Raw genomic sequence first — 8,033 nt, 5'->3', positions numbered from 1 at the left:
TCCCAACATGCCGGCTAAATGGACAAAATTAATCTCTTTATCACAAGATTGGCTGATGGACCAAACCCCTTAACTTTTGGCACCTGAGCCCTCTAAAAAAAGAGAACCAATTAACTAAACAAACAGCGGAGCGTACTCTTGACAATCCGAATGGCCAATGGTTTAAAATTTTCTGAGCCAAGGGCTACTTTGTGCTGCTCCTTTTGTATACCGTCGCCCTTGACGGCAAAGGAAAAAACCATTGGCTCGGTTGTCAAGAGTGTTTGTTTCACCAAACTTTGAATAGCAGGACTTGGTTTTTCACATCACCTCGTTATTTGGGGCAGTTTCCATAGAATTTTTGGCACTACCTGATCGTGAACTTTTTTCACTGTCCACTTGCATGACTCAAACAGCACATCGCGCTATTCTGTTTTTTTTGAATAACCTTGCACATTTGCTCTCGTCAGATCCATATTGTATTGGAAATCATGGTCCTGCAACAGGAAGGTCGAAATCACATCGATCAGGTACATCATCCCGAACTGCGTATTGACGAACACCGTGTTGTTGACGAAACGCGAGTGATAACCGAAGCACGTGATATCCGCCAGTTTCGTCAGCGAACTGTTTTTGAAGCTCGTCAGGGCGATGATCTTCGCTTTTTTCTTCTTCGCGATCTCCAAAGATGCAATCAGTTCAGGGGTCTCTCCCGAATTTGAAATGGCGATCACCAATTCGCCCTCCTTGATGATCGAACTGTTGATGATCATCAGGTGGGAATCCGTAACCCCCGTAGCATTCAGCCCCATCCGGATCAAGCGTTGCGCCAATTCTGCGGCCGTGAAACCGGAACTGCCGATGCCGTAGATGACGGTTTTGTTTGCGTTTTTGATCCAACCGACAACCGTTTCGATTGCCTGATCCTCGATCATCTGATTGGTTTCAGCGATGACTTGTGTATAATAGCCATAAATATCGTCATAGACGGTCGGCATTTCTTTCGAAGGATGACCGCTCGCCAATGAACGCAGCGCAATCTTCATGTCCACAAACCCATCGATGTTGATGCGTTTACAGAACCGGGTGATGCTGGAAGTCGAGGTATCCGCCTTCGCTGCCAAATCCTTGATGTTCATATTTTTGATGGATGCTTTGTTCTGCAGAATGTAATCCGCAATCTTTTTCTCGTTCGCGGAAAAAGCAGAATACTGATTCTGTATTTCTTCGATGATTGTCATTTACTTGTTGCCTCCTCCTGCTTTGCGCAACCGCCAAAAGCGCACTGCGCATTTCTTGACTTCGCCTTTTCCCCTTCGCTGATAGAATAACACATGAAAATAGTTTTTTCAATTATTAATTAATGAAAATTATTTTCTTAACTATTTCTATTGGAGACACTTTTGGACAACAGGAAGCCGCCCTCTTCCGAGAGCGGCTTCCTTCATATGCAGTTGCTTTAAATTCTGTTCCGACCCAATACACTCCTTTTTTCCATTTCCAGGATGATAAAATATGCCATCCCGGCTCCGATGGCGGAACTGATCGCGAAGCTCGGCAAAAAGAGCATCAGTGCAGCTTCCATACCCATAAAGAGTTGCGCCAGCAAAGTACTTACCAGAGAGCCCAGGATTCCGGTGCCTATCCATTCACCCAGTGCCGCGTAACCGATCTTTTGCGTTCTGGCATAAAACAGACCTGCGCAAATAGCTCCGATCATGCTGCCAGGAAAGGCAAATATGGTTCCCGTTCCCAACAGGTTGCGCAGCACGGAAACGCCGAAAGCCTGCAGGACGGCGTATCCGGGTCCTAACCAGACAGCAGTCAGTACGTTCAAAAGATGTTGCACCGGTGCTACTTTTGCTAGTCCGATCGGGATGACGAAGATGCTGTTGCTGACCACCCCCATGGCGATGATCAAGGCAGTGGTGACTAATTTTTTTGTGTTCATAAGATTTTCCCCTTTTCAGTTTGATTCATTCCTTTTGAAGCCTGATCTATGCGAACCGTTTCCCCTCCTCCCGGATTTTAACGAAAATAAAAAGACACCTCCCCTGAGATGTCTTGGATATACGTACGGACTCCAGACCGAGCTCAGTTCCCTCCGCCAGTACGAACTGGATCAGGTTTGAAGGGTTCCGATACAACCGGTCTCAGCGCTCGCGCGCACCCCTACTGAAAATAAAAAACGCTATATGATCTGATGCGAAAATCAGAAAATATAACGTTTTGATGTCTATTATGCGAATAGTCAAACGCCACATTCCCTCCGCTAGTATGAACTAGATCAGGTACAAAGAGTTCCGGCAATGCCGGTCTCAGCGCAATAGCGCACCCCCAGTGTTTCTCATTCGATTCTAACCAATAATCCGCGGAAACGCAACCCTATTCTGAAGCTTGCTCTCCCACAGCGCTCGGATCCAACACAATGACTTTTCCGAAACTGTCCTGGCTCTGCAAAAAGGCATGGGCTTGGGCAACCTCTTCGAGCATGAAGACTTTCTCGGGCTCCACCGCTACGCCTTTTTCTTCAATATATGCCAATAGTTCGTTCAACTTCTCGCCGGAGACGTCACTCGAATGGAAAGTAGTCAAGTAGCTGTTGTGCTTCAATTCCATGATGGGATCGAAATCCTCCAAAAACCATTTCCCGCCCAGTTGACCGGTGCTGCAGACAACGCCGCCTTCCCGGATATGGGAAAGGCTGTCCTTGATCGTCGCAGGGCCGATCAATTCCAGAATCTTGTCGAAAGTCTCTTCGGTATCCAAAATACCGTTGGGATCTTCTATATAGTCGCTGAAGCCGGCTTCCTTCAATTTCTCGCCCTTTTCGGCTTTTCGTGTGCTGCCAAAAATCCTGATATCGGGGAATTGGGCTTTGACCAACTTGGCAAAGGCAACACCTACACCGCTCGTTGCACCCCGAACCAAAATCTGATCGGATGCTTGGATCCTCAGATTCTTCATGGAACCGAAAGCCGTATAGTAGGTTTCCGGAATGGCCGCCAGTTGGGCCCAGGGCAAATCGGTGTGGATGGGGTAGATTTGGTCATTCGGCAACAGGACATATTCCGCATAACTCCCGTCGAAGGCCCTCCCCATCTCTCCCATGATCGACACCACTTTTTGACCGAGAGGCAATTTCTCTTCGTCGTTCGTCTGTTCGACTATCCCCACACATTCGATGCCTAAAATTCGGGGAAACTTGACCGAAGGGGATTACCCCTCCCGTGTAAAGATTTCCGAATGGTTGATGCCGAAGCCCATGACTTTCACGAGCGACCAGCCTTCCCGGATTTCCGGAAGAGGAACTTCCTGATGCACCAGTTTTTCCGGTCCCCCCGCTTCGTGCACTACGACTGCCTTCATTTCTCCGACTCCCTTTCTTATTTTCATAGCGACAGCATGCAGCTGGGTCTTCCCGATTGCGTACCGCAAAATTTCTTGTAGGCACAGGAGTCGCACAAAGTCACGGCATCTGTTTGAAAAAGCGGCACCGATTCGCCCTGGGCAACCTCCGTCAGTTGAACCGAAACCGCATGCCCTTCATAAGACAGGCCGGATTTCTTTGCCTGCTCCTGCTGCTTTCTTTTGTCCAAAATTTCATACTTCCGTCCGTTCTTCACAAAATGATTCCCGGTTTCGATGAATTCGAAGTTCACATGCTGGTCCACGCAATCTTGGTGCATCCTCTGCACCCATTCATAATGGCATTCCCTTGCTCCGTCATAGTTTTCCCCGCCGACGATGACGCGTTCGATTTTTCCGGACGACAAATGCTTCGTCAAGTCGATTTCGCCGATCAACGGTGCGGCCATGATGCCTCGGTGTTTGAAAGGCAGATCCAGGAGTACCGGGATCCGCCTATCGGCCATCTTTTGGTTTTCGGCAGAGACATTCATCCACACGTTTTCCCAACCGTCTCCCCAATTTTCAGGAAGGCAATCTTTCACGCGTTCAATTCTTTTCGTCAACAAGTAGAACAGCACGTCCGAACGCTTCTCAATCATCTTCCAGACTTCCCCGCGCCACTCGTCCGCTTCCTCAAGAAAGAAGTCAGAAGTCATGCAGACGCGTATCGTGGAACCAGGAGGTATGACAAAGTCGCCGCGCCGGTTTCTTTTCAACGGTCGATCGAAGCTGCTCTGGACTTTATAAATCAGCGCGCCATCTTTTCCTCGTTGACTATCCAAATGAAACATATAACAATTTTGGCATCCCGGGCTGACCTTTTTGCAGCCGTGCCACGGGTTCCAGATATCACTCAAGCGACCACTCCTTTGAAAAGATCAGGCAAATCTCCGTCGCAACGCGTTCTCAAGTAAGTACAGGATGACATTGACAAGCAGACACAACAACATCGACAGCACAGTGCCCCACAACAGTTTTACGACGCTGAATGTCCGCAAGCCATCGAAAAGGACAGTTCCCAACCCGCCCGCATTGATCGTTGCGGCGATGGTTGCGATGCCGATTGTAGAGGTCGCAGCGATCCGTATCCCTGCGATTATGGATGACATTGCCAACGGCAGTTGGATTTTCCGGAACATTTGATTCCTCGTCATGCCCATCCCTACAGCGGCTTCGATGATTGTCGGATCGATCTCCTTGATCCCTGCGGAAAAACTGCGCAACAGGACATATTGGCAATAAATCACCAATACGATGATGGCCGTGTTCCTTCCCAGTCCCGTCAACGGAATCAAGATGGCAAATAGAGCAAGACTCGGGATCGAATAAAGCAAAGAGGTCAGATAGATCAAGCCGTTCATCACGCGTTCCTGATGCATGCAGGCCAGGATTATGCCACTAGCGATGAGGATGGCGATCGTCAGCGTCGTCCCCACTAATTCGATATGCTGCATCGTGGCAAGCAACAGTTTTTCATGGTAAGTATTCCAGTATGCAATCATTTCAGCTCACTCCAAAATGCCTCTTGTTCCTTTACGGTGGCAATCAAATTTGCGACAAACTCCGTTTTCGGATTGCGCATGATTTCCCTCGGTGCATCAAATTGACAAATCTTGCCTTTGTCCATTACCAGCACTCTCGTCCCCAGCTTGAACGCCTCATTGATGTCGTGGGTGACCAGCACAAAGGTTTTGTCTCCCAATTCTTTGTGGATCTTTTGCAGTTCATTCTGCAGTTGTAGGCGCGTGATCGCATCGACCGCTCCAAATGGTTCATCCAGCAGCATCACTTTCGGATTGGCGGCAAGCGCCCTCGCAACGCCGATACGCTGTTGCTGACCGCCGGATAATTGTTTCGGCTTTCTGTCGGCAAACACATTCGGATCCAGTTGGACAAGCTCCAGCAATTCTTTGACGCGGGCTTGGATTTCCTTCTTGTCCCACTTCAGCAGTTCCGGGACTGTCGCGATGTTTTGGGCAACGGTCATATGCGGAAACAGACCGATTTGTTGGACGACATAACCGATTTTCCGCCTGAGGTCCACTTCGTTCATTCCGCTGATGTCTTCCCCGAAGAAGGTTATGTTTCCTGCATCTTCACGGATCAAGCGGTTGATCATTTTTAAAGTGGTCGTTTTGCCGGAGCCAGAAGACCCCAGGACAGTGATGAACTCGCCTTCCTTAATCTCAAAAGAGATATCATCGACTGCCTTCATCTCTCCTTCCCCGTAGAGCTTCGTCACATTTTTGAATTCTATCGCGGTTTGCTCCATGCGGCTTCAACGCCCCCTTAGTTTATTTTATCGAATCAAAGTACTCTTTCGCTACCGCTTCATATTCCTGTCCATCGACATCCACTTTGGCATTCAATCCGGTCACCGTTTCCGTGTCCAATGTGCTGCTGATGTTGTTCAAAATTTCCGCGATTTTAGGATTTTTTTCCAAAACTTCATTTCGGATTACCGGTGCCAAGTTGTACGGCGGCCAGAAATTTCTGTCATCCACCAAAACAGTGAATTCCTCTTTATCGGTCAATTGTCCCTCAGTCGTATAGGCCGGAGCGACATCCGCTTCATCATTTTTCAAGACTTCATATTTCAAACTGTTGTCGTAGACTGTCGAACTCTTCCAATTGAATTCTCCGTATGCTTTGGTCAAACCAGGAAGGCCATCTTCCCTCAGATCGAATTCACCTTGGGATGCAAAACGCAGCTCTGAAGCATGTTCCTGCAGATCGGAAATGGTCTCAATGCCGTATTTTTCGGCTACGCTCGTTTTGATGACCAGACCAGCGCTGTCGTTGGCTTGCGCATAATCCAACCAAGTCAGATCGAACTGCTCATCGTATTCTGCTTTGATTGTATCATAGACTTTTTGAGGGTCGGTTTCCATCTCCATTTCCAATACTACCAACAGACCTGTACCTGTATACTCCGGATAAAGATCGATTTCATCATTGGTGATCGATGTGTGGATGACCGAACTGGCGATATTCGGGATCCGTTCAACCTCATACCCGGCATCCTCCAAAGCCAATGCATAAATTTCCGAAACAACCAAGTTTTCGGTGAAGTCCTTTGAGCCCACGCGGATGGCTGTATCTTCCGTGCTGCTATCGCTTCCGCCAGTCAGGCCTGAACAACCTGAGACCATAAGTGTTACGGCCAACATTGCAATCGTACTGATGATATTTTTTCTTTTCATTTAATTGATGCTCCTTTTAATTATGTAATCAAGAAAGATGCTTGTCGTGAAGGCAATCATCGCTACCGATACTCCTCCAATGAGAAGCAAATCCATCCTGTTCAAACCCAATCCTGTAAAAATCAGTGTCCCCAAACCACCCGCACCGATGTATGTAGCCAGCGTCGCACTCGAGATAATTTCCACCAACGCCAGTTTCACGCCGGTCATCACAAAAGGAAAAGCCATCGGAATCTTCACCCTTTTCAGGAGCTCCCTATCGGTCATGCCCAAACCCTTCCCCGTTTCGATCATCACAGAGGGGACTTCCAGGAATCCGACCGTTGTGTTGACCAAAATCGGCGGAATTCCTAATAACACTAAAGCAATCAATGCGGGAGCCCTGCCGACGCCTATCAAGGAAATCAATAAAAAGAGGACCGCCAAACTGGGGATGATCCGCAAGGCTTGGGAACTGAGGGTGATCATCTGGCTGAGTTTCCGGTGCTTGTGGCTGACGTATCCCAGCGGAATACCGATCAGACAAGAAATTCCGATTGCCTGGATACTCAATCCAAGGTGTTGGTAAACGTAAATCAAATATTGACTGAAATTCTCTTGAAAGTATTGCAGTATGTCATCAATTAGCATTTTGGACCTCCTCTCATTTTAAACAACGATCCGAAAAATCTGCCATCTCGCTAAATACCTTCAAACTCGCTGTACCGCTGCTCGTCAAGGAATAATAGCAGTTTCTGTCGTCCTCAATCTTATTGACCACAATCGTATCCATTTGCAGTCTCCACAGACTGGTGACCACACTTTCTTTTTTTTCACCCGTCATTAGGACGATATCATTGCAGCTCATTGTCGGATAGCAAAGGAACAGGTACATTATGGCAATCTTGATATCAGTGTCAAAGGTTTCCGCAAATACTAATAAAGGATCTATCATGACCTGCATTCCGCCTCCTTCAACACACGCGCACCGAAAATTACCGCTGAGCCAGCTTCTTCGCACAAGCAATATTATCATGATGGGCATTCGTGCGTGTCTGACTTGCTTAACACCTCAATGATGTTTCTCCCTTTCCATACTTATGGATGGATTTCCATACTCTTACTCACTAGTGTTGCATTAATAAAATAAACAAACCGAATTTTTAGACAAAAACAAAAAGTCCTTTACAATGGTTGGTAAGATGACTTATCCAAGACCACTTTAAAGGACCTACAACTATGGATAAGCATAAACAAAAAACTTCATTTTGTAAATGGATTGCACCTGTCTCTTTTGAGAATCTACCGCTAAGACTACAAGAACAAATTGGACAGACAAATACCTATGTCAAGAAGCTCTATTTTGATCGTTTCCTCAAGCTGATGCTCCACGCAGTCTCGAGCCAAAAAGCCAGTCTTCGGGATATCGAAGCTTCCCTTTTAAATCCAGACCTTCAAGCT

General features: G+C 47.3%; 9 protein-coding genes, 1 pseudogene and 2 riboswitches. Of the genes and pseudogenes, 1 reads left to right on the top strand and 9 read right to left on the bottom strand.

The annotated features are described in order from the left end of the window. Nucleotides 1-404 precede the first annotated feature (404 nt). The 9 genes and pseudogenes from BMZ71_RS14080 to BMZ71_RS14040 all read right to left on the bottom strand — a co-directional run bounded on the left by BMZ71_RS14080 (nucleotide 405) and on the right by BMZ71_RS14040 (nucleotide 7,536). On the bottom strand, nucleotides 405-1,220 hold the full coding sequence (locus BMZ71_RS14080; RefSeq protein ID WP_086990848.1) for a MurR/RpiR family transcriptional regulator: 816 nt from the start codon (nucleotides 1,218-1,220) through the stop codon (nucleotides 405-407). 218 nt (nucleotides 1,221-1,438) lie between these two features. Continuing rightward, the gene (gene thiW / locus BMZ71_RS14075) at nucleotides 1,439-1,930 is read right to left on the bottom strand and encodes an energy coupling factor transporter S component ThiW (protein WP_086990846.1); all 492 of its coding nucleotides are present in this window, start codon (nucleotides 1,928-1,930) and stop codon (nucleotides 1,439-1,441) included. Between the two features lie 131 nt (nucleotides 1,931-2,061). Continuing rightward, nucleotides 2,062-2,163: riboswitch (TPP riboswitch) on the bottom strand. A gap of 62 nt (nucleotides 2,164-2,225) precedes the next feature. Then, nucleotides 2,226-2,328, bottom strand: a riboswitch (TPP riboswitch). A 36-nt stretch (nucleotides 2,329-2,364) separates the two neighbouring features. Beyond that, nucleotides 2,365-3,348 (bottom strand): annotated as a pseudogene (locus BMZ71_RS14070) (zinc-binding dehydrogenase). Nucleotides 3,349-3,371: 23 nt separating this feature from the next. Further along, nucleotides 3,372-4,247, bottom strand: coding sequence for a DUF5131 family protein (locus tag BMZ71_RS14065; RefSeq protein ID WP_086990844.1), 876 nt, complete (start codon nucleotides 4,245-4,247; stop codon nucleotides 3,372-3,374). Nucleotides 4,248-4,268: 21 nt separating this feature from the next. Then, nucleotides 4,269-4,892, bottom strand: coding sequence for an ABC transporter permease (locus BMZ71_RS14060; protein WP_068561670.1), 624 nt, complete (start codon nucleotides 4,890-4,892; stop codon nucleotides 4,269-4,271). Next, on the bottom strand, nucleotides 4,889-5,662 hold the full coding sequence (locus BMZ71_RS14055; protein WP_086990842.1) for an ABC transporter ATP-binding protein: 774 nt from the start codon (nucleotides 5,660-5,662) through the stop codon (nucleotides 4,889-4,891). Before BMZ71_RS14055 ends, BMZ71_RS14060 begins: the two co-directional genes overlap by 4 nt. Nucleotides 5,663-5,684: 22 nt before the next feature. Beyond that, on the bottom strand, nucleotides 5,685-6,593 hold the full coding sequence (locus BMZ71_RS14050; protein WP_086990841.1) for a glycine betaine ABC transporter substrate-binding protein: 909 nt from the start codon (nucleotides 6,591-6,593) through the stop codon (nucleotides 5,685-5,687). Continuing rightward, entirely contained in the window at nucleotides 6,594-7,223 is a 630-nt protein-coding gene (locus tag BMZ71_RS14045) for an ABC transporter permease (protein ID WP_086990839.1), read from the bottom strand. Nucleotides 7,224-7,236: 13 nt separating this feature from the next. Further along, nucleotides 7,237-7,536: a hypothetical protein gene (locus BMZ71_RS14040; RefSeq protein WP_086990838.1), complete on the bottom strand. Its 300-nt coding sequence runs from the start codon at nucleotides 7,534-7,536 to the stop codon at nucleotides 7,237-7,239. 275 nt (nucleotides 7,537-7,811) lie between these two features. Between BMZ71_RS14040 and BMZ71_RS15195 the strand changes: the two genes are divergently transcribed. Continuing rightward, the coding region (locus tag BMZ71_RS15195) for a DUF4372 domain-containing protein (protein WP_245734461.1) at nucleotides 7,812-8,033 on the top strand (222 nt) is incomplete at its 3' end.

It is taken from the genome of Trichococcus flocculiformis, assembly GCF_900113645.1.
In the GTDB taxonomy this organism is placed as follows: domain Bacteria; phylum Bacillota; class Bacilli; order Lactobacillales; family Aerococcaceae; genus Trichococcus; species Trichococcus flocculiformis.
This window is presented reverse-complemented; position numbering and strand designations above follow the sequence as displayed.